17 protein-coding genes are annotated in these 19,428 nt (G+C 32.8%); 1 reads left to right on the top strand and 16 read right to left on the bottom strand.

The features are described from left to right. Positions 1–17: 17 nt before the first annotated feature. From NJT12_RS04080 to NJT12_RS04030, 11 genes are all read right to left on the bottom strand, one after another. Complete coding sequence (locus tag NJT12_RS04080) at positions 18–1,049, bottom strand: ferredoxin--NADP reductase (RefSeq protein ID WP_271334629.1); 1,032 nt, start codon at positions 1,047–1,049, stop codon at positions 18–20. Positions 1,050–1,067: 18 nt separating this feature from the next. Beyond that, positions 1,068–2,138, bottom strand: a complete 1,071-nt coding sequence (locus NJT12_RS04075) for a lipopolysaccharide biosynthesis protein (protein ID WP_271334628.1) — start codon at positions 2,136–2,138, stop codon at positions 1,068–1,070. A 6-nt stretch (positions 2,139–2,144) separates the two neighbouring features. Further along, entirely contained in the window at positions 2,145–4,583 is a 2,439-nt protein-coding gene (locus NJT12_RS04070; RefSeq protein ID WP_271334627.1) for an SLBB domain-containing protein, read from the bottom strand. A 46-nt stretch (positions 4,584–4,629) separates the two neighbouring features. Continuing rightward, positions 4,630–5,676: a dTDP-glucose 4,6-dehydratase gene (gene rfbB / locus NJT12_RS04065; protein WP_271334626.1), complete on the bottom strand. Its 1,047-nt coding sequence runs from the start codon at positions 5,674–5,676 to the stop codon at positions 4,630–4,632. Positions 5,677–5,688: 12 nt separating this feature from the next. Beyond that, positions 5,689–6,696 carry a mannose-1-phosphate guanylyltransferase gene (locus tag NJT12_RS04060; RefSeq protein WP_271334625.1) on the bottom strand — a complete coding sequence of 336 codons (1,008 nt, stop codon included), beginning with the start codon at positions 6,694–6,696 and terminating at the stop codon, positions 5,689–5,691. 31 nt (positions 6,697–6,727) lie between these two features. After that, entirely contained in the window at positions 6,728–8,041 is a 1,314-nt protein-coding gene (locus NJT12_RS04055; RefSeq protein ID WP_271334624.1) for a nucleotide sugar dehydrogenase, read from the bottom strand. 270 nt (positions 8,042–8,311) lie between these two features. Further along, the gene (locus NJT12_RS04050; protein WP_271334623.1) at positions 8,312–8,779 is read right to left on the bottom strand and encodes a UpxY family transcription antiterminator; all 468 of its coding nucleotides are present in this window, start codon (positions 8,777–8,779) and stop codon (positions 8,312–8,314) included. An 80-nt stretch (positions 8,780–8,859) separates the two neighbouring features. Continuing rightward, positions 8,860–10,251: a UDP-glucose 6-dehydrogenase gene (locus NJT12_RS04045; RefSeq protein WP_271334622.1), complete on the bottom strand. Its 1,392-nt coding sequence runs from the start codon at positions 10,249–10,251 to the stop codon at positions 8,860–8,862. A gap of 22 nt (positions 10,252–10,273) precedes the next feature. Beyond that, entirely contained in the window at positions 10,274–11,257 is a 984-nt protein-coding gene (locus NJT12_RS04040; RefSeq protein WP_271334621.1) for an SDR family oxidoreductase, read from the bottom strand. Positions 11,258–11,270: 13 nt separating this feature from the next. Next, the gene (recR, locus tag NJT12_RS04035; RefSeq protein ID WP_271334620.1) at positions 11,271–11,891 is read right to left on the bottom strand and encodes a recombination mediator RecR; all 621 of its coding nucleotides are present in this window, start codon (positions 11,889–11,891) and stop codon (positions 11,271–11,273) included. Positions 11,892–12,047: 156 nt separating this feature from the next. Beyond that, positions 12,048–12,413, bottom strand: coding sequence for a CoA-binding protein (locus NJT12_RS04030; RefSeq protein ID WP_271334619.1), 366 nt, complete (start codon positions 12,411–12,413; stop codon positions 12,048–12,050). A 152-nt stretch (positions 12,414–12,565) separates the two neighbouring features. Between NJT12_RS04030 and NJT12_RS04025 the strand changes: the two genes are divergently transcribed. Continuing rightward, positions 12,566–13,195 (top strand): MarC family NAAT transporter, encoded by a 630-nt coding sequence (locus NJT12_RS04025; protein ID WP_271334618.1) that lies wholly within the window; start codon positions 12,566–12,568, stop codon positions 13,193–13,195. 93 nt (positions 13,196–13,288) lie between these two features. Here the strand turns inward: NJT12_RS04025 and ctlX are convergent, their stop codons facing one another. The 5 genes from ctlX to carA form a co-directional block, all read right to left on the bottom strand. Beyond that, positions 13,289–14,224: a citrulline utilization hydrolase CtlX gene (gene ctlX, locus NJT12_RS04020; RefSeq protein WP_271334617.1), complete on the bottom strand. Its 936-nt coding sequence runs from the start codon at positions 14,222–14,224 to the stop codon at positions 13,289–13,291. Positions 14,225–14,303: 79 nt separating this feature from the next. Continuing rightward, positions 14,304–15,218, bottom strand: coding sequence for a dimethylarginine dimethylaminohydrolase family protein (locus NJT12_RS04015; RefSeq protein WP_271334616.1), 915 nt, complete (start codon positions 15,216–15,218; stop codon positions 14,304–14,306). A 65-nt stretch (positions 15,219–15,283) separates the two neighbouring features. Further along, on the bottom strand, positions 15,284–16,561 hold the full coding sequence (locus tag NJT12_RS04010) for a citrate synthase (RefSeq protein WP_072960644.1): 1,278 nt from the start codon (positions 16,559–16,561) through the stop codon (positions 15,284–15,286). A 157-nt stretch (positions 16,562–16,718) separates the two neighbouring features. After that, positions 16,719–18,011, bottom strand: a complete 1,293-nt coding sequence (gene eno, locus NJT12_RS04005) for a phosphopyruvate hydratase (RefSeq protein WP_271334615.1) — start codon at positions 18,009–18,011, stop codon at positions 16,719–16,721. A gap of 100 nt (positions 18,012–18,111) precedes the next feature. Beyond that, on the bottom strand, positions 18,112–19,230 hold the full coding sequence (gene carA / locus NJT12_RS04000; protein WP_271334614.1) for a glutamine-hydrolyzing carbamoyl-phosphate synthase small subunit: 1,119 nt from the start codon (positions 19,228–19,230) through the stop codon (positions 18,112–18,114). Positions 19,231–19,428: the final 198 nt, after the last annotated feature.

The raw sequence follows: 19,428 nt of genomic DNA, 5'->3' as shown, positions 1-19,428 counted from the left end.
TATATTGTTAATTATGATTATTCTATTTCAACAGAAACATTATTTGTTACAGGATAACTGCAACATAATAAATATTCATTTTCATTCAAATCTGGTCTGGGCTTGCTTAATCCGATCATTTTTATCTCACCAGACTTCAGAGTTGCTTTGCAAGTACTACAATTTCCAGTTTGACAGGAATAAGGTAATTCTAAACCAATTTCCAATGCTTCTTCTAGTATCGAATTCCCTTTACTAATAACGATTTTATTTTCTATACCTTGAAAATGTAATACAATTTCCTGATCATATATCTCTTTAAAATCTTCGGGGTTTTTAACAATTTCAAAATCTTCAGAAAATAAATTATCCAGATTTCCTGATAGATTTAATAATGAATCTTTAATTGTGTTTTTTAATCCTATTGGACCACACAGATAATGCTTTGTAGGTTCATCAATTTTTTTTATTAAATCAGCAACAAAGTCAGAATTAATTCTTCCTTTAAAATTGTGAGACTCATCATCAAAAAACTCTTCTCTTGAGTAAAAATAATATATTTTAAAACGTTCTGGATAAATGGATTTAAGTTTTTCTAATTCATCATAAAAAATTACTGATGTTTTAGATTTATTGCCATAAACCAAATAAATATTTATTGTTTGATTAACATTCAATAAGTCTTTTATCATCGAAAAAAGTGGTGTAATTCCGCTTCCAACTCCCCAAAAAACAACAGAATATACTGTTTCTTTTGCTTCAAAAACAAAATCACCAAGCGGTTCTTGAACTTCAATTACATCACCGACTTTTATATGGTCATTGATGTAATTCGAAACAATACCTCCTGGCACTCTTTTTATTGTAACATTAAGTGTAGTATCTATTAAAGGTGTAGAAGAAAATGAATAAGGCCGAATATATCTTCTTCCATTAATTCTAAATTGAAGAGTAAGATATTGACCCGCTAAATATTTGATTTTTTTTAATCCAGGTTGTTTGAAAAATAAAGTAACTGTATCATCAGTTTCTTTTCTAACTTCCTGAATTTTTAAAGTATAATTTTTCATTTTTTACGCAAACAAAGATTATTCAAGAATTGTTTTAAATAGTCTTCTAATAATCAAAAAGAATACAGTTAAAAATCCTGCTAAAATCCCTCCACATAATATTCCTTTAGCCTTCCCAAAACGTTCTTTTGGTAACGGTAAAATTGGTTTATCAATAACTTGAATTAACGGAGTTTCTTTTCGTAAAGTAACCTTAGCCAGCTCCGCCTGCTTGACTAATTCTGTAAGTATCGCTGTATTTGCCTGGACATCAACTTGTCTTCTAGCGGAAGGCGCTCGACGAACATTCAGAGCTGGATTTAAATTAAAAGTATTGTCGTTGGCTATTGCTACTCCTGTAATTGCACCATTAAGTTCTCCACGAATAGAATCAACTTGGCGTTCTAAAATATCCATATTTATTCTTGCCTTTTTACTTTTTGTTGTAACGTAGAATGTTCCAACTTGTTTAGCTAAAGCTTCACAAAAATATTTTGCAAACAATTCATTAGTCGAAGACACATCAATACTTATAATCGAAATCTTTTTGTCTTTTTGACCGACTGATAAACTGCCGCTTGATAAATTTTGATAAATAACTCCAATAATACTATCTTGAACTCTTGTGAAAATTTTACGATTAGCGTTAGGTAAGAATTGTAACGAAGCAAATTTTGGCTTTTCTTTCCAATTTTTGCGCCATTCATTATTCTGAATATACATTTCCGCTAAAGAAATTTTTTTACCATTGATATTAACTGGAGATAACAATGTTTTTTCAACCATTGATCGTGATTTAAACAATTCAGTTAAATTAGAACCTGTAAAAATTCCTCCTCCACTTCCTCCTAAATCCAATCCAAATGAACCAGCCAGACCAATTGCACCTCCTAATCCTCCACCACCCTTTTCATCTTCTAATGCAAAAGATAATGTTGCCTTATATATTGGTTTTTTACTTATTGAATAAAATAATCCGGAACAAGCGCCAATTATTCCTGCTAACAAAATAATTTTCCATTGCGAAAGCAAGTATTTCCACCATTCTCCTGCTTTAATTAATAATTCTTTTAACGATATTTCATCGCTTTCAATTGGTAAATTCTTCATTAAATATTATTTAAAAGCAGTAACAATTAACAATGCTAAACTAGCAAAAGCAGTTCCTAAACCAGCCCACTCACCAGCACTCATTTTTTTCCTTTCAGGTTTTTCCGGAACTACAATCTGTGAATCTGGTTCAACCTTAGGGTAAGATCTAAAAAACAAAAATGAAGTTGTTACATCAGCCTTCCCATTAGGATAAATGATATAAGCTTTCCTCTTCCATCCTTTACTATCTACTCCCCCAACTGAGTTAATGTAATATTTAAATCCTTTTCCACTTCTGTATGGAATTTCAGAAGTCAACAATACATTTCCAGTTACTTTAACACCTTCATTATAAATCGCAACTTCAATTTCATCACCAGGAAATAATGTCACATTGGAATAATGATTTTTATCTTTTACAATTTTTTCCCAATTTACAGGAATTGTAACATATTTTAAATCGTCTTTTAACTTTTTACTCAATTTCTCTTTAAGCGTATCATTTTTAGATAAATTCAGGTCTATACGCTCCAACTGATCAATTTGATCTTGCTTGATTGGCCTCTTAATTTTCATACCATCTAAATTGGCAATCGAAGTTAATCCTCCTGCTCGCATTACAACGTTATAAACTGTCTCTTTTTTATTCGCTAAAACATACTTACCAGGATAACTTACTGCACCCAATACTGACACCATCTCCGGTTTCTCATAAACAGCCATTCTGCGAATATTAATAACATCAAAAGGTTTTAAAACAAAGGTTTTTATCTGTTCATTATTGCCTGCAGTAATTTCAAGTTCTACCAATTCAATACGTTTTGGATCAGCATCATCGATTACATCAGACTTAATCATTCTTGCAATTTCGACTCTTTTAGAAGCAGAACCTGTTAAACCACCCACCTGAACTACTAAATCATTTAAAGTTAAATTTTCAAAATATTCATATTCGCCAGGATTTTTAACTTCACCATCAATAGTAACTTTATATTCTTCTCTAAAATCCAGAATAGAATATACTGTTACAATATCTTCTCTTTTTAATTCTAAATCAGCACTTAGATCTCCGGATAGAGCAGCACTTAAATCAACATTTACAATTTCTGTAGTTAAATCTGTTTTTAAACGAATAATCCTTGCTCTTTTTGTATAAGCATCTTCTTTAAGGCCTTCTGCTCTTGCAATAAGATCAGAAATCCTCATTCCTTCACTATATGAATAATAGTCTGGTCTAAAAACTGCACCCTCAATTTTAATACGATTTTCAAAGCGATTTAAAATTTTAGTCACTTTAAAGACATCACCTGATTGCGGAAAATAAGAATTATACTCACTCTCATTTATATCATGTACTTTAAATTCTTTTCCTGTCTTCTGCATTACATTTACAGATGCAGTATAGGCAAATTCATTAAAACCAGAGGCGAAATTTAAGAGATCAGAAAAATTTTCTCCTTTTTTCATTTCGAAAATTCCCGGACGTTTCACTTCTCCTTCAACTGTAACTCTTTGGCTATAGGCAGGAATTCGAATAACATCATTATCTTTCAAACTCACATTATCAGATTGATCTCCTTTAACCAAAAACTTATAAATGTCAATATTTTTATAGACTTTATTATTTCTAATTAATTCTATGTTTCTGTAACTTCCATTTTTCCCTGGTCCTCCAGCCAAATGCAGCGCATTATATACGGTTGCCAAAGAAGAAATAGAATAATTGCCTGGCTGTTTTCCTCCTACAATAGTGATTTTAATGGTACGAATTCGGCTTAAACTTACACTAACCTGAGATTGCCCGGAGCTAACGGTACTGTATACTCTTGCAATAGCTGCCTTTATTTTTTGAGTAGCCGCTTCTATTGACATTCCTGAAACAGAAATTTGTCCTACATAATCAATAGTTATTTTTCCTTCTACACTGACAGGGATACTGGCATTGTATTCCTGAACGCCATATACACTTACCTGCAATTCGTCTCCAGGTCCAAGAACATAATTCATAGGAGTGGCTAATTTCAAATCCGGTTCAAAATTTAATGTCGGATTATCAAATAATTCAGAACCGAAAATTAAGGCATTGGTTGAATCTTTTACTTTATCGTTTCTAATTTTCTCTTGTTTTCTTCCAAACTCAGAATCCTTATCTACTATTTTTGGCTTACTATTATCATTTGCACCTCCTCCTTTAGCATTTTTCTTTTCATATTCAGTAAGCTTAATTCTAAGCTTATTAAACTCAGTTTGCGTCATCCCTTTTGATAAAGCCATTGGCTCTACACTCTCAATTGTTGCATTATTGCTTTTTAATTGTGCACTAATTTTAGCCAAATCATCATCAGATAAATAATCGACTTTAACAGTACTTAAATCCTTTGATTTGAGTATGTCCTGAGCATTTGCATTAAATGACACTACAAAAATAAAAAGGAGCGTAAGAACGTATGTTATTTTTTTCATATGAAATTATAATTTAACCTATTTGGTTTAAATAAATTACTTGCTTTTATGAATATTGTTTTTGGTAATACTCTTTATAAGAACCAGAAGTGACATTTTGTAACCATTCTTCGTTATTGAGATACCAATTTATTGTTTTTTCTAAGCCTTCTTCGAAAGTAACAGAAGGTTTCCAACCCAATTCTTTATTTATTTTTGAAGCATCTATCGCATAGCGTAAATCATGCCCTGGTCTGTCTTTTACGTACGTAATCAATTGTTGAGAAGTTCCTGTAGATCTGCCTAATTTTTGATCCATAATTTGGCACAATAATTTCACCAAGTCGATATTCTTCCATTCATTGAAACCTCCAATATTATAGGTTTCATGATTTTTTCCTTCATGAAAAACTAAGTCTATTGCAATAGCATGATCTTCAACAAAAAGCCAGTCACGTGTATAATTTCCATCTCCATAAACAGGCAATGGTTTATTATTGATGATGTTATTTATAAAAAGAGGAATCAATTTTTCAGGAAAATGATATGATCCATAATTATTTGAACAATTGGTCAGAACATATGGCAAACCATAAGTTTCTCCGTAAGCTCTCACAAAATGATCTGAACTTGCCTTAGAAGCTGAATAAGGCGAATTAGGATCATAAGAAGTAGTTTCTGTGAATAGCCCCTCTGCTCCCAGAGAACCATACACTTCATCAGTACTAATATGATAGAAACGTTTGCCTTCAAAATTATTTTTCCATTGATTTTTTGCAGCATTCAATAAATTCATAGTTCCAATTACATTGGTTCTTACAAACGCTAATGGATCTTCAATAGAACGATCGACATGAGATTCTGCTGCTAAATGCAAAACACCATCAAAATTATGTAATGAAAAAAGCTCATTGATAAAAGCTTCATCAACAATATCTCCTTTTATAAAGGTATAGTTGGATTGATTTTCTATATCTTTAATATTCTCCAGATTACCGGCATAAGTCAAAGCATCTAAATTGAAGATTTGATATTCGGGATATTTGTTTACAAAACGTCTTACTACGTGCGAACCAATAAAACCAGCTCCACCGGTTATAAGAATTTTTTTCATTTTAAATTTCAATTAATTTAATAAATCTGAATTTATTTTTTCCAACTCACTGTAAATATCCTTTACATCTTGTGAGTTTTCTTTCTGCAAAATTAAATTTGCTGTATCTGTATATACAAAAATAGTATTTTTTAATCCTAAAAATGTAGTGTGCTTACCAGATCCAATTACCATATTTCCATTTTTATCGACGGGATGATTTTTTAAAACCAAATAGTCGTAAACCGATTCAAATGAGCCTAAATCTGACCACGAAAACGCAGCAGGAACTACTTTAATTTTTTTACTGCGCTCCATAACAGCATAATCAATACTGATGGATGGAATCTCTAATGACAAATCTAAATCTAAGAATCCATTTTTACTTGCTTCCCACACAGCCTTTGATTTTTCATAAACATCCGGCTGAAACTGTTTTAGTTCGTCCAAAAGAACACTGGCTTTAAAACAAAACATTCCGCTATTCCACAAAAAATTTCCTTTAGCAATGAATTCTTTAGCTGTAGTTTGATTTGGTTTTTCACGAAATGAAATTACGTTATCTCCTTTAGACTCTATGTAACCGTATCCAGTTTCCGGCTTGGTAGGGATAATCCCGAAAGTTACAATAAAACCATCCTCAGCTTTTGATACAGCCTCATTAATTGCTTTATTATAATCCTCTATTTTATCAATAATGTGATCTGAAGGTGTTACTATTAGTATATCATCAGGATTTGAAGCAAATGCCGCAAAAGCAATTGCAGCTGCCGTGTTACGAGGTGTTGCTTCGACTATATTCACATAAGAAGTTTTGGTTTTATCCATAACTTTACCACTTAGGTGATGATTATCGACATTACCCACTACCATTACTTTATTTGCTAAATGACTGTTACGATCTACAGTTATTTCGAATAAAGATTTATTTTCAAATATTTCTAAATATTGTTTTGGTTGACTTTTTCGCGATAGTGGCCATAATCTACTACCAACTCCACCAGTTAAAATGACATGTATAATTGAATTCTTTGTTTCCATTTTTCTTAAAATAAAAAAAGACCTTTAGTTACTATAATCTATTATCAGCTATAGCTCCTAAAACCCCTTTGACATCATATATTAAACTATCTTCTTTTTGAAGTTCTGAGAAATTTAATTCTAAAAATTCAGCATGTGCAACTCCCAGAACAATTGCATCAAATTTATTATCAGGAATAGAGTTTATTGTTACGAGATTATATTCTTTTTTTACATCATTCGCATTAGCTAATGGGTCAAATATGGTTACTAAAATTCCGTATTCTTTTAATGCTTTTACAACATCTACAATTTTTGTATTGCGAACATCAGGACAATTTTCTTTAAAAGTAATTCCAAGCATTAACAGATTTGCTCCATTAACAGAAATTCCTTTTTTAATCATGAGCTTTACTATTTGAGAAGCGACGTACTCTCCCATGCTGTCATTCAAACGTCTTCCCGCTAAAATTATTTCGGGATGATATCCGAATTCCTGGGCTCTTTGTGCTAAATAGTATGGATCAACGCCAATACAGTGTCCTCCGACTAATCCTGGTTTAAATGGTAAAAAGTTCCATTTTGTTGATGCTGCTTCTAAAACTTGCTGAGTATCAATATTCATTAAGTTGAATATTTTAGCCAGTTCATTTACAAAAGCAATATTAATATCTCTTTGTGAATTCTCAATAACCTTAGCTGCTTCTGCAACTTTTATACTTGGTGCTAAATGTGTACCGGCTGTAATTACCGACTTGTACAAAGCATCAACTTTTAAACCAATTTCTGGTGTTGAACCTGAAGTAACTTTTAGTATTTTTTCGACTGTATGCTCTTTGTCTCCCGGATTTATTCTTTCCGGTGAATATCCTGCATAGAAATCCTCGTTAAATTTTAATCCTGAAACCTTTTCTAAAACAGGAACACATTGTTCTTCTGTTACTCCCGGATAAACTGTAGATTCGTAAATTACGATATCTCCTTTTTTTAATATTTTACCAACGGACTCGCTCGATTTATATAATGGAGTCAAATCAGGGCGATTATTTTTATCTACTGGCGTAGGAACTGTAACTATAAAATAATTACAATCGGCTAAATCACTTAAAGAAGTCGTGCAATACAATCCGGCTTCAGCAGTAGAATTATCCACTAAAACAGCTTGCAAAGTAGCATCATCAACTTCTAAGGTTGTATCGGTTCCTGATTTTAAAGAAGTTACTCGTGCTTCATTAATATCAAAACCTATTACTGAATATTTCGTAGCAAATAATCTGGCCAAAGGCAGGCCAACATAACCTAAGCCAACAATAGCTATTTTTATATTTTCGATCAATTTGTACTCTTTTTTATCTATTTCAGTCATAACAATTCACGGCTTCGCCCTTCTGAGTCACAAAGATTTGACACAGCTACTCTAAATTCATTTTCGGCAAATATAACATATTAAGTCAATTTATTCAATACGGTTTCCCGTAATACAGAAAAAACTAACAAATAATAAAAAATAAGGAATGCCAACCCCTTACCAATCAACACATAAAAAACACCTATAATAAAAAAACAGACAATAAAATTTCTATTTGGAGAAATTTTACCTTCTGTTTAATGCCAATAGCTACTCAATATAACTAAATTATTTATATTTTATTTTAAGGACACACCCTAAAGATTCTAAAACTAACGTATAATAAGTATTTGATATTTCCTGAACAATTGCATCCTGATTACTAAATGCCCCTGTCTCTAATTTTATCCGATCTCCAACCTGAATGGAAGTCACCGAAATATCACTAATATTTGAAGCTTTAAGACTTGTTTTTATAATTTCGATTTCTCCGTCTTTAACAATTGCAGGTTTCCCTAACCAAAACAAATAGCGGACCACACCGGAAACCTGAAAAACAGAATTCCGATTCCCGTCTTCTAACTGAACAAATACATAGGAATTAAAAAGAGGTACCTCGACAGCCTTTTTTCTGTCCGACCATTGCTTAATTTGAGTAATTAATGGGCAATAACATTCTATACCGATCTCCGTAAGTTTTTCTGCAACTTTTTTCTCCCATTTGGGTTTTGTATAAACTACATACCAATTCTTCATTTTTTCTTTTTATTGAAACAAAATTACAAACCCACCTTCTTTACATTTCATATTAGATCTCATCTCAATATCTTCCTCAATTAAGAACCTATCCCTCTGTAAATAAATCCAATTGATTCCAGTTCTTTTGCATTCAAAATATTTCTTCCATCAAAAAGAAAAGCAGGCTTGTGCATCGAATCGTAAATTTTTTGCCAGTCGTAAGTCGTGAACTCATCCCATTCTGTAAGAATAGCAATCGCATGTGCTTCTTTGCATGCTTCGTAAGGATCATCTAATATCGTTAATGCATTACTATTTTCTTCACCTGTTCTGGTTTCTAAATAATCTAAATCACTTAACATTTTATTTCTTGAAACTTTGGGATCATAAACAGCAATTTTGGCCTGTTCGTTAATCAAATCATCCGCTACATAGATCGCAGCAGATTCTCTGGTATCGTTTGTATCTTTCTTGAAAGCCCATCCTAAAAATGTGATTTTCTTATCAGCAACTGTGTTGTATAGAGTCTGAACAATTTTATTAGAAAATCTTCTTTTCTGATGATCATTCATTATAATTACCTGTTCCCAATAATCGGCAACCTCATTTAGTCCGTATGATTTTGCAATATAGACTAGATTCAGAATGTCTTTTTGAAAACAAGAACCTCCAAAACCAACTGATGCTTTTAGAAATTTAGGCCCAATTCTACTATCCATCCCAATTGCTTTAGCTACTTCATTTACATCAGCTCCTGTTTTTTCGCATAATTCAGACATGGCATTTATAGATGAAATTCGTTGTGCCAAAAATGCATTAGCAGTTAGCTTAGAAAGTTCAGAAGACCAAACATTTGTCGTTAGGATTTTATCTTTGCTTACCCAATTTGCATAAACGTCAACTAAAGCATTAATAGCTTCTTCACCTTCCGGCGTTGTATCTCCTCCAATTAAAATTCTATCCGGATTTAATAAATCGGTAACCGCAGTTCCTTCAGCTAAAAATTCAGGATTTGACAAGATTTGGAACTGAACTCCATTTCCTGTATTATCCAGAATGCTTTTTATAGCCTCCGCTGTACGAACTGGTAAAGTTGATTTTTCTACTACAATTTTATTTTGCTTGGCTACTTTGGCAATTTGTCTGGCGCAAAGTTCAATATATTTTAAATCAGCGGCCATACCTTTTCCTTTTCCGTAAGTTTTGGTTGGCGTGTTTACTGATATAAAAATCACCTGTGCTTCATCAATAGCTTTTTCTACTTCTGTCGAAAAGAAAAGATTTCGCCCTCTTGCCTCAGCGACTATTTCTGAAAGTCCCGGTTCATAAATAGGAATATTTTCTGTATTGGGATCATTCCAGTCTTTAATTCTTTGTTCGTTCAAATCGACAACAGTCACTTGTATATGTGGACACTTTTGAGCAATTACTGCCATTGTTGGTCCTCCAACATAACCTGCACCAATGCAACAAATTTTTGTAATTTTCATCTATTTATTATTATCTTGATCCTTATTTTAAATTATTCCAATACCAGCTGACCGCCTCTTTCAATCCTTCTTGTAAAGAATACTTAGGATTATAACCTAATATTGTTTTCGCTTTATCTATACTTGCCAGTGAATGTGGAATGTCACCCGCCCTATTGGCTCCATAAATAATTTCGACATCAGCAATTTTTGAATCAAATTCAGCTAAATATTCTTTTAAATACCCAACCAAATCGTTCAAGGTATTTCGATCTCCGTATGCCGTATTATAAACTGTATTTACAGCTTCCGAATTCTGACTTGTCATTGCCAATTCATTCATCTGTATTACGTTATCGATATAAGTAAAATCACGGGAATAATTTCCGTCACCATTAATTACAGGACTTTCATGTTTCATCAATTGCATTACAAATTTTGGAATTACAGCTGCATACGCACCATTAGGATCTTGTTTTCTTCCAAAAACATTAAAATAACGCAATCCTATAGTTTTCAATCCGTAGGTTCTACTGAAAATTTCAGCATATAATTCGTTTACATATTTTGTAATAGCATAAGGCGATAATGGCTTACCAATAACATCTTCAACTTTTGGCAGCCCTTGCGAATCTCCGTACGTAGAAGAACTTGCTGCATATATAAATCGTTTCACTTTTGCATCACGAGAAGCTACCAGCATATTCAAAAAACCTGAAACATTTACATCGTTTGTTGTAATTGGATCGTTAATTGACCTTGGAACTGATCCTAAAGCTGCCTGGTGCAAAACATAATCAACACCTTCGACTGCAAAAACACAATCGCCTATATTTCGAATATCTCCTTCAATTAATTTATAATTAGGATTTTCTATAAAATCTTTTAAATTATGACGGTGTCCTGTCGCAAAATTATCGAGACAGACTACTTTATGACCTAATCCTAAAAAGTACTCCGACAAATTGGAGCCAATAAAACCAGCTCCGCCTGTAATTAAAATTGTATTCTGTGTTGATGTTTTCATTTATATAATCTATCTAATTATTTTTGAAAGTTTTTTCAAAAGGAACCCGATGCAAAATACTTCTTCCCAGTGTAATTTCATCTGCATATTCTAACTCATCACCCACAGAAATCCCTCTTGCAATTGTAGAGATTATAATTTCTGATTCAGCAATTTGTTTATAAATATAAAAATTCGTTGTATCTCCTTCCATTGTAGAACTAAGTGCAAAAATAATTTCTACAACCTTTCCGTATTTTACTTTTTCGACTAAAGTTGAAATATTTAACTGACTTGGACCCACGCCTTCTATTGGAGAAATTTTCCCTCCTAAAACGTGATAAATCCCTTTGTACTGTCCTGTATTTTCAATCGCCATTACATCACGAATATCTTCAACTACACAAATAGTCTGATGATTTCTCGCTGCATTTGCACAGATTTCGCACACTTTTGTGTCTGAAATATTATGACAGCTTTCGCAAAATTTTATATCCGCACGCATATTGAGTAATGCCTGAGATAAAAAACCTGTTTGTTCTTTGGGCTGCTTTAATAAATGCAAAACCAATCGCAATGCAGTACGCTTACCAATCCCTGGTAATTGAGACATTTCGTTGACTGCCTTTTCTATTAGTTTTGATGAAAATTCCATGACGACAAAAATACTATTTTAATGTTTCTTTTTTAGCCCCGATAGAAGTGGAAATCCTTTTTGTTTTTTTTCTTTAAAAAACAAAAAGATTGCAACGAATTGCTTCGCCAATTCGCACTTTCAGGCTCGGGTGCGCGAATTAGCTCCTAAAAAAGTTTAATATTGATTTGTAGCTAATAAAACCAAAGTACAAGCTACTTCAGCCTTAATATTGTTTAATTCCAGCAATTGATAAAATTCCGGATTTTCTGTCCCAGGATTAAAAACCACTCTTTTAGGCTGCGCTTCTATGATGTAATTATAATAATCACGTTGGCGGGCAGGATTTAAATATAGCGTTACTGTATCAATGTTTTTTACCGGAATTGCTTTGGTATAAATTTTTACACCTGCAACTTCACCTGTATTTTGACCAATTGCTAAAACAGTATGTCCTTTTTCAACCAACATATTTATAGCTTTAAAAGCGTAACGGTCTGGTTTTGTGGTAGCACCCAGAACTAAAGTTTTTTTGTTTTTCATCATTTTAAAATATGCTACAAAAGTAATCAAAAAGAATGAGCTTACTTTAGGTTATTGATATAGAATTAATAGCATCAAAAAACAATATCCTAATATGAATTTACTCTGAAATATTAAAAATTGACTATTTTTACTTCACTAACTAAAACAGTATGGATATATTCATTTACTTATTTGCCGCTCTTTTTTCGGTATTAAACCCAATTGGCACTGTGCCAATTTTTGTTGGATTGACCCAACATGACTCTCAAAAAGAACGATCACGCATTTCGCTTTGGACCGCTATAAATGTCTTTATCATTTTGATCGTTTCCTTTTTTATTGGTCAATATGTCTTATCCTTTTTTGGAATTAGTATTGATGCGCTTCGAATTGCGGGCGGAATTATAATCGTAAATTCAGGATTCTCATTACTTTCCGGAAAATTCAATAAAAAACGAGGAATCAATAAAAAAATTGAAAATGAAGTACAACAAAGAAATGACATTGCCCTTACACCGCTAGCGATACCAATGCTCGCAGGTCCTGGCTCCATCTCTTTGTTAATTGCTTTTCATCAGGAACACAGTACAATGAAAGAAATGGCTTTCTCATCTTTAGCAATCTTTGCCATTGCAGTAGCAATTTTTGCTATTCTTAAGAGCGCCCATTACTTAGCCCGAATTTTAGGCGCTTCAGGAATTGTAGCCATTTCAAGAATTGTTGGTTTTATTGTTATCTCCATCGGAATACAATATATTGTAAGCTCAATAATTAATATTGTAAAAGTAAATTTGATGTAACTTATTCAATATTTTAAATAAATAAAAAATCCAAATTCTAAAAGCTGAGTATTTCAGTATGGAATTTGGATTTTTATTTAAAGCTTCTAAAACTTAATTTCTTGGCAAAAATATTTCAGCCATCATGCATCTTGCGCTTCCGCCTCCGCAAGCTTCTATAGTATCCAGGCTTGAACTTAAGATTTCAGCGTGATTTTCTAACTGAGCAATTTGTTTTGGAGTCAAACTCTGATGTGCAGCTGCACTCATGACGATATATTTCCTATCATCTGTACCTCGAACTTCCAGCATATTACCGGCAAAGTTATTCACCTGCGCTTCTGTAATCAGAATAATTTCTTTTTTATCAGCTTTTAAATTCTCAAGAATCATTTTGCGTTCTTTTTTGTCATCGATACAGTCTGCACAAATCACTGCAAAAGTTTCTCCCAGACACATCATAACATTGGTATGATAGATTAATTTACGCTCTGCATCAACGGTTTGAAAAGCTTCAAAAATAACGGGAGCATAATCAAAATCTTCGCAGAATTCAATAAACAATTCTTCATCAGCGCGAGGCGACAAAGCGCAATATGCTTTGGCATTCGCTCTATCTAAAAGCAAACTTCCGGTTCCTTCTAAGAAAAAACCATCTTCTTCTGCAGATGTATAATCCATTATGTTAGCAATTTCAAAACCTTTGTCTTCAAGTATATCTAAAATATCTTCGCGACGTTCTGAACGACGATTCTCAGCAAACATAGGATAAAGGGCGACATCTCCATTTTCATGAAAAGAAACCCAGTTGTTTGGAAAAATACTGTCCGGCGTATCTGTTTCTAAAGTATCATCGACAACTGTCACATCAACCCCAACAGCTCTTAGTTTTTCGACAAAAGCATCAAACTCATGTTGTGCCTTCGCATTCACAGTACTTGGCAAAAGTCCGTCTAATACTTTTTGGTAATAATTATTCACAGCAGTTTGCTCATTCATTCTGAAGGCAACTGGCCGAATCATTAAAATTGCATTTGTTGTTTGTTTCATTTTTATATATTTTTTTCTGTTTCTGGTTTAAAGTTTTTGGTTACAGCAACTTGAAATTTTAAACCTGAAACTCTTTTTTTTAGTCTCTAATTAATGGAAGTGTCGAACATCTTAATAAACCTTCTTGCTTTGCAATTTCGGCATACGGAATTTCTTCTACTGTAAAACCATTTGCACGCAGCCAATTGTTTAATCTCGTAAAGTTTTTCTCCGAAACAACTACATTTTCATCAATAGAAAATACATTCGAGAACATGTTGTACATTTCGTTTCTTTCGATATGAAATAAGTTTTCTTTCCCAAAAAGATTCACCAAATACATATAATCAGCCTCTTCACGGAAACCTCTTTTATAAATAATTCCTTTATCTTTTCCAACAGGCTGAAAACAACAATCTAAGTGCAATGCATTATCACGAGCTTCAATTTTGGATTTAACCAAATCAAATTCTTTGACAATTTTATTAGGGAACAATTTTTTAATAAAATTAACACCTTGCATATTTGTTCTTGCTGTGATGTAATCTTTATAATCACTTCCTTTATAAGTCCCTATAAAAATATGATCATTCCAAAGCATAACATCTCCACCTTCGATATGAACTTCCTCTGGAGGACGAACTACTTTCAACGGATCTATCTGATCAATTATGTACCCAATAGCATCTAACTCACGTTCTCTGTCAGGAAGTATATTTGACTTTACAAAAATATCATCTATTACAAAGCCAATGTCTCTGGCAAAAATCTGATTGTAATTCTCAATCATTTCAGGGCGATATACTTTTACATCGTATTTTTGAAAAACGGCATTAAAAGCTTCCATTTCAGCGATCATATCTTTTTCGACAGGATACGTTCCCGCTATAATATGTTCCAATGATTTAGGATCATAGACTTCGTCTAAAGATGGAGTCGGACCATTATGAACAGCAGAACCCAAAACTACGGCGCGCAGTCTTGATGTTTCGTTCTTTACATTTAATTGCAACATAACTTTATTATATTTTGGCCAAAGATAAAAAAAGCTTCACAGTTAAGTGAAGCTTTAAAATATTTTTATTTGTTCGACTTAAAGTCTCTCAACGGATGCCCTGTATAGATTTGTCTTGGTCTACCGATTGGCTCTTTATTCTCACGCATTTCTTTCCATTGCGCAATCCAACCTGGTAATCTACCAATAGCAAACATTACTGTAAACATATCTGTAGGAATCCCTAATGCTCTGTAAATAATTCCAGAATAGAAATCTACATTTGGATATAAATTTCTTGATTTGAAATACTCATCTTCCAGAGCTGCTGTTTCTAATTTTTTAGCTATTTCTAAAATAGGATCTTCAACACCTAATGTCTCTAATACTTCTTTAGCTGCTTTTTTGATTATTCTTGCTCTTGGATCAAAGTTTTTATAAACTCTATGACCAAACCCCATTAAACGGAAAGGATCATTTTTGTCTTTTGCTTTAGCTAAAAACTTCTCAGTATCACCACCGTCTTTATTTATTTCTTCAAGCATTTCAAGCACTGCCTGGTTTGCCCCTCCGTGAAGTGGCCCCCAAAGAGCAGAAACTCCTGCAGAGATAGAAGCAAATAAACCCGCATGAGATGAACCCACCATTCTTACTGTAGATGTAGAACAGTTTTGTTCGTGATCTGCATGAAGGATAAATAATTTATCCAATGCATCTACAATAACTGGATTAGCAGCATAAGGTCCTGTAGGCAATTTAAACATTAACTGCATAAAGTTCTCTACATACCCTTGTGTATTGTCGTAATAGTTCAACGGATAACCCATAGTTTTTCTATAGGTCCAGGTAGCAATTACAAGAAATTTACCCATTGTTTTACAAATGGCCTCATACATTTCTTTTTCATTTTCAACATTTACCGCTTTTGGATTAAATGCTGTTAAAGCACTTGTCAAAGCTGATAAAACACCCATTGGGTGAGCTGTTTTAGGAAAACCATCAATGATATTTTTCATCTCTTCGTTTACCAAAGTATGCTTTTTAATACCATTTTCAAACTGCTCTAATTGTTGAGCTGTTGGCAATTCACCAAAAATTAAAAGATAAGATACTTCTAAGAAATTAGCTTTTTCAGCTAAATCTTCAATTGAATATCCTCTGTAACGCAAAATTCCTAATTCTCCGTCTAAGAATGTGATTTCACTTTTGCAAGAACCAGAATTTTTGTATCCCGGATCAAGAGTAATTATACCAGTTAAATCACGTAATTTGTTAATATCGATAGCTGATTCATTTTCGCTCCCCGTAATTACCGGAAGTTCAATTTTTTGACCATCTACTTCTAATGTAGCTATTTTTGACATAATATATCGGAAATAAATCTTTAAAATAATAATTTATCAAATCTAATGAATTTAAGACTAATTAAAAAAAGAATCCTGCTATGAATTTGTTAAAACTCCAAAAAAAAACCATTCGCGCAAGCGAATGGTTTAAATTTAAGACATAAGTCTTACAAAATTATTTAATCTTAAAAGCATTTAATCCCGGGAAATAAGCAGTACTTCCTAACTCTTCTTCGATTCTTAATAATTGATTGTATTTTGCCATACGATCAGAACGAGAAGCAGAACCTGTTTTAATTTGACCACAGTTTAATGCTACAGCTAAATCAGCAATTGTATTATCTTCTGTTTCTCCTGAACGGTGAGACATTACTGAAGTATATCCTGCATTTTTAGCCATATTAACAGCTGCGATAGTTTCTGTTAAAGTACCAATTTGATTTACTTTTACTAAAATTGAATTAGCAATTCCTTTTTCAATTCCAGTTGAAAGACGTTCCACATTTGTAACGAATAAATCATCACCTACTAATTGAACTTTGTGTCCAATTTTTTCAGTAAGAAGTTTCCAACCATCCCAGTCATTTTCATCCATTCCGTCTTCGATTGAGATAATTGGGTATTTAGCCACTAATTCAGCTAAGTACTCAACTTGCTCTGCAGAAGACCTTACTTTACCAGTTTCTCCTTCAAATTTAGAGTAATCGTATTTACCGTTTACATAAAATTCAGCAGAAGCACAGTCAAGAGCAATCATAATTTCGTCACCAAAAGTATAACCAGCATTTTCAACTGCTTTTTTGATAGTATCTAAAGCATCTTCAGTTCCACCAGCTAAGTTTGGAGCAAAACCACCTTCGTCACCAACAGCAGTACTTAAACCCCTGTCGTGTAAAACTTTTTTCAAGCTGTGAAAAATCTCAGTTCCCATTTGCATAGAGTGAGAGAAAGAAGTTGCCTTTACAGGGAAAATCATAAACTCTTGAAATGCAATAGGCGCATCAGAGTGAGAACCTCCATTGATGATATTCATCATTGGTACAGGTAATGTATTAGCAGAAACTCCACCTACATATCTGTATAAAGGCAATCCAAGTTCGTTAGCAGCAGCTTTTGCAGCAGCCAAAGAAACCCCCAAGATAGCGTTAGCTCCCAATTTAGATTTGTTTGGTGTACCATCTAAATCGATCATTAATTGATCAATTGTATTTTGTTCGAAAACAGAAGTTCCAACTAATTCTTCAGCAATAACAGTATTTACATTGTTCACTGCATTCAAAACTCCTTTTCCTAAGAAAGCTTTTCCTCCGTCACGTAATTCAACAGCCTCATGTTCTCCAGTTGATGCCCCAGAAGGAACAGCAGCTCTTCCTAAAACTCCATTTTCAGTAATTACATCAACCTCAATAGTAGGATTACCTCTGGAATCAAAAATTTGTCTTGCGTGAACTTTAATTATAATACTCATTATTTTTGTTTTTTATTAATAAATTATATTTTTTTTCGAAATTATAAAAATTTTTAATAGTAAAAATGCATTTTAACCATTAAACAGCTTTATTTATTAACTATATCGTTTTAGCAGTAGCTAGTTTTATATTCTCAACAAACTGATCAAACAAATAAGATGAATCATGAGGTCCAGGACTTGCTTCGGGGTGATACTGCACTGAAAAACAATTCTTATTTTTCATACGCATACCCGCTACAGTCCCATCATTTAAATGAAGATGTGTTATCTCTAAATCCGGGTGATTATCCAATGCTTCTTTATTAACAGCAAAACCATGATTTTGCGAAGTAATCTCACCTTTCCCTGTTATTAGATTTTTAACAGGATGATTGATACCTCTGTGACCATTGAACATTTTGTAAGTCTGAACACCATTTGCCAAAGCAATTACTTGGTGCCCCAAACAAATACCAAACAAAGGATTATCATTAGCTAAAATTTCTTTTGCTACTTCAATAGCACCAAAAAGGGGATCCGGATCTCCAGGACCATTTGACAAGAAATAACCATCCGGGTTAAACTCAGCTAAATCTTTATAAGTTGAGTTATATGGAAACACTTTAATATAACAATCTCTCTTAGCCAGGTTTCTTAGAATATTCTTTTTGATCCCTAAATCTAAGGCAGAAATTTTATAGGTAGCATTTTGATCACCAAAAAAATAAGGTTCAGTAGTTGATACTTTCGACGCCAACTCCAGACCTTCCATGTTTGGCACATTGGCCAACTCTTTTTTCAAATCTTCAATAGAAGTACCATCTGTACAAATAACAGCATTCATAGCTCCATTATCACGGATATAACTTACCAATGCACGGGTATCAACATCAGAAATACAGATTAGATTTTCTTTTATAAAATAATCTTCTAAACTTCCGGAAGAATCTTCTCTTGAATAATTAAAACTAAAGTTTTTACAAACTAAACCTGAAATTTTGATGCTATCTGATTCAATTTCTAAATCATTAACACCATAATTTCCAATATGAGGATTAGTTGCAACCATAATTTGACCAAAATAGGAAGGATCTGTAAAAATCTCCTGATATCCGGTCATTCCAGTATTAAAACAAACTTCACCAAAAGTTTTACCGCTAATACCGATAGATTTTCCGTGAAAAATAGTCCCATCACTTAGTAATAAAATGGCGCTTTGTCGTGTAGTGTATTTCATTATTTAATTTCTATTGTTTTTAATCGTCCTATAAAACCAGTAAAGCTTGCTTTATTTGTAATTAGATATTTTGCAAATTTACTTCTTTAAAACAGTGCTTCCAAGATTTTTTAAAAATTTCATTGATAAAATTAAAACCTAAGTTTCGAAATAAGTTATATTTCAAACTAATTTTTAAAAAAAATCTAAAAAAAAAGG

This window comes from Flavobacterium azizsancarii, assembly GCF_027980145.1.
GTDB classification, from domain to species: Bacteria; Bacteroidota; Bacteroidia; order Flavobacteriales; family Flavobacteriaceae; genus Flavobacterium; species Flavobacterium azizsancarii.
Note: the sequence above shows the minus strand (reverse complement) of the source record. Positions and strands in the feature narration are given on the sequence as shown.

What these genes read in the sequence shown, in the direction of transcription:
- NJT12_RS04015 (WP_271334616.1), bottom strand. Translation starts at nt 15,218, where the DNA reads ATGTTGCAATTAAATGTAAAGAACGAAACATCAAGACTGCGCGCCGTA.
- NJT12_RS04050 (WP_271334623.1), bottom strand. Translation starts at nt 8,779, where the DNA reads ATGAAGAATTGGTATGTAGTTTATACAAAACCCAAATGGGAGAAAAAA.
- NJT12_RS04070 (WP_271334627.1), bottom strand. Translation starts at nt 4,583, where the DNA reads ATGAAAAAAATAACATACGTTCTTACGCTCCTTTTTATTTTTGTAGTG.
- eno (WP_271334615.1), bottom strand. Translation starts at nt 18,011, where the DNA reads ATGAGTATTATAATTAAAGTTCACGCAAGACAAATTTTTGATTCCAGA.
- NJT12_RS04075 (WP_271334628.1), bottom strand. Translation starts at nt 2,138, where the DNA reads ATGAAGAATTTACCAATTGAAAGCGATGAAATATCGTTAAAAGAATTA.
- NJT12_RS04045 (WP_271334622.1), bottom strand. Translation starts at nt 10,251, where the DNA reads ATGAAAATTACAAAAATTTGTTGCATTGGTGCAGGTTATGTTGGAGGA.
- NJT12_RS04060 (WP_271334625.1), bottom strand. Translation starts at nt 6,696, where the DNA reads ATGGAAACAAAGAATTCAATTATACATGTCATTTTAACTGGTGGAGTT.
- NJT12_RS04055 (WP_271334624.1), bottom strand. Translation starts at nt 8,041, where the DNA reads ATGACTGAAATAGATAAAAAAGAGTACAAATTGATCGAAAATATAAAA.
- rfbB (WP_271334626.1), bottom strand. Translation starts at nt 5,676, where the DNA reads ATGAAAAAAATTCTTATAACCGGTGGAGCTGGTTTTATTGGTTCGCAC.
- NJT12_RS04010 (WP_072960644.1), bottom strand. Translation starts at nt 16,561, where the DNA reads ATGTCAAAAATAGCTACATTAGAAGTAGATGGTCAAAAAATTGAACTT.
- NJT12_RS04025 (WP_271334618.1), top strand. Translation starts at nt 12,566, where the DNA reads ATGGATATATTCATTTACTTATTTGCCGCTCTTTTTTCGGTATTAAAC.
- carA (WP_271334614.1), bottom strand. Translation starts at nt 19,230, where the DNA reads ATGAAATACACTACACGACAAAGCGCCATTTTATTACTAAGTGATGGG.
- NJT12_RS04080 (WP_271334629.1), bottom strand. Translation starts at nt 1,049, where the DNA reads ATGAAAAATTATACTTTAAAAATTCAGGAAGTTAGAAAAGAAACTGAT.
- ctlX (WP_271334617.1), bottom strand. Translation starts at nt 14,224, where the DNA reads ATGAAACAAACAACAAATGCAATTTTAATGATTCGGCCAGTTGCCTTC.
- recR (WP_271334620.1), bottom strand. Translation starts at nt 11,891, where the DNA reads ATGGAATTTTCATCAAAACTAATAGAAAAGGCAGTCAACGAAATGTCT.
- NJT12_RS04040 (WP_271334621.1), bottom strand. Translation starts at nt 11,257, where the DNA reads ATGAAAACATCAACACAGAATACAATTTTAATTACAGGCGGAGCTGGT.
- NJT12_RS04030 (WP_271334619.1), bottom strand. Translation starts at nt 12,413, where the DNA reads ATGAAAAACAAAAAAACTTTAGTTCTGGGTGCTACCACAAAACCAGAC.